This is a genomic window from Acinetobacter sp. GN11, assembly GCF_054823985.1.
Window position 1 is genome coordinate 1 of the sequence record NZ_JRVL01000119.1, and the last position, 1,783, is coordinate 1,783.

Genomic DNA, 1,783 nt, shown 5'->3' on the forward strand with positions numbered 1-1,783 from the left:
AAAAAGCCCAACAGGATGTTGGGCTTTTTTTATAGTCATTTAAAATGATATTTACACTAACCTATAGCGGGCTATGCACCTGTTCTTGCTTTTTATGACGTATCCAACGTATTGCCAAAATAACAGCAATAACCACCACAACTGCAACAAGCGCGGGAACTAGCAAAGCTGAAACAGAAAGTAAGATTGCTCCAATCCACTCCCCTGTAGCGACTACAAAATTCCCTAAGCCACCTGTGGTTGCAGTTGAAACACCGCGTGCAGCAACTGTACTCATTTGCACCACACCTGCCGTACCTCCGCCAACAATAATGGCTGCTGCCCAACTCGTAAACTGAGACATTTCACCACTATTCACTGCCATGGTCGCTAGCGTACCCGCAATCATAGCCGCAGGTGTTGCAACCGTGTCTAAGGCATTATCGACCCATGGAATATAGTAGGCCGCAACTTCGCACATCGTTGCCACACCTAAAGCCAAGCAAACCGATGGCATAGCTAACCACTCAAAACCTTTTGATGGTTCAAACCATCCCATCATGGTTGCAATGCTCATCACCAATAGCGGCACAAACACGCGAAAACCGCAGGCAGCGCTCAAACCCACGCCAATACATAAACCTAATATAGTTTCCATAACGGTTTCCTTTTTCATGCCCATCGCGGGTCTTGTTATTTAAGTCTTATTTTAAACTAACAAAAAGCCCCATCGGGTGACAGGGCTTTTTGTTAAATGCGAACGCAAATATTATTTTATTCTTAACGTTTAAACTCAGTGCAATAGCATTTAGTGCATGGTGGTAAACGATCTGTATTAATTTCTAAAAACACTCTCTGGCCACATTGAGCGCAGAAATAGAAGCCTGTTCCGGGTTTTTCGCCAGCTGTTACCATGATTGCGTTCCTATAATCGTATAGATATTAAACAGGAATATAACCCAGTTAGATTGATTGTCAATTGTCCATTTCGCCCGATGATGATGGCATAAATGCAAAAAATGTTATTTGTACGATTTATCTTACAAACTTTTAGGGATTTTGCGGATTGGCGACTTCCTACTTTTTTCCTATGATGAGTTCATACAGGAACAGGATGTTCCGGAACACAAAACAACAATAATAGGTTCATGCACTAGGAGCGTGAGATACGACAGGAGTCATATCTAGCAACCAAATACGAAAAAGCCCGACAGGATGTCGGGCTTTTTTTATATTCTTATTTTTCTGCTAAATAGCTTCTTACACGTGCATCATTGAGTAAAGTCATTACCCCTTCTGCAATACATCCATTTAAATCTTGTACTAACACACCACTCGTATGAGGAACTGTAAATGGAATAGTTTGTCCATTTCCTAAAGTCACTTCAAATTTAATTTTACTGCGCCAGAAAAGCAGATTGGTGTAGGTACTACGTAATGAATTTACTTTAATCGCAATCGATTTCGACCCATTACCATCAACAGGTTGACCATTTTTCAATAGTTCCTTTTGAGTCTGTTGTACCATCGTTTCTGTAATCGACTTAATATTAGAGTCCAGTTTTGTGCCCATATAAGAATATACAATCACTCGGTCATCTGAAGTTTGAGCATTCGTCACATCAGCCTTGCCAACGACCTTCACAGGTTGAATTAAACCTGCACGCAGAGGATATTCTGTACTGACATACGGCATCGTCCCACAAGCAGTTAATATAAGAGAGCATATTGAAATAATGAATAAGTTACGCATTGATATTTTCCAAGAAATCTATTGTGATTTATATTTAAGTCTAAGCGCCGC

At 40.7% G+C, this 1,783-nt stretch carries 3 protein-coding genes; all 3 read right to left on the bottom strand.

The annotated features are described in order from the left end of the window. Positions 1 to 61 precede the first annotated feature (61 nt). Positions 62 to 637 carry a DUF4126 domain-containing protein gene (locus NL42_RS11695; RefSeq protein WP_461312870.1) on the bottom strand — a complete coding sequence of 192 codons (576 nt, stop codon included), beginning with the start codon at positions 635 to 637 and terminating at the stop codon, positions 62 to 64. Between the two features lie 122 nt (positions 638 to 759). Next, positions 760 to 894, bottom strand: coding sequence for a zinc ribbon-containing protein (locus tag NL42_RS11700; protein WP_004640417.1), 135 nt, complete (start codon positions 892 to 894; stop codon positions 760 to 762). Between the two features lie 322 nt (positions 895 to 1,216). Next, positions 1,217 to 1,732 (bottom strand): hypothetical protein, encoded by a 516-nt coding sequence (locus NL42_RS11705; protein ID WP_461312871.1) that lies wholly within the window; start codon positions 1,730 to 1,732, stop codon positions 1,217 to 1,219. Between the last annotated feature and the right edge of the window lie 51 nt (positions 1,733 to 1,783).

Coding starts and splice junctions, on each gene's coding strand:
- NL42_RS11695 (WP_461312870.1), bottom strand. CDS start 637: ATGGAAACTATATTAGGTTTATGTATTGGCGTGGGTTTGAGCGCTGCC.
- NL42_RS11700 (WP_004640417.1), bottom strand. CDS start 894: ATGGTAACAGCTGGCGAAAAACCCGGAACAGGCTTCTATTTCTGCGCT.
- NL42_RS11705 (WP_461312871.1), bottom strand. CDS start 1,732: ATGCGTAACTTATTCATTATTTCAATATGCTCTCTTATATTAACTGCT.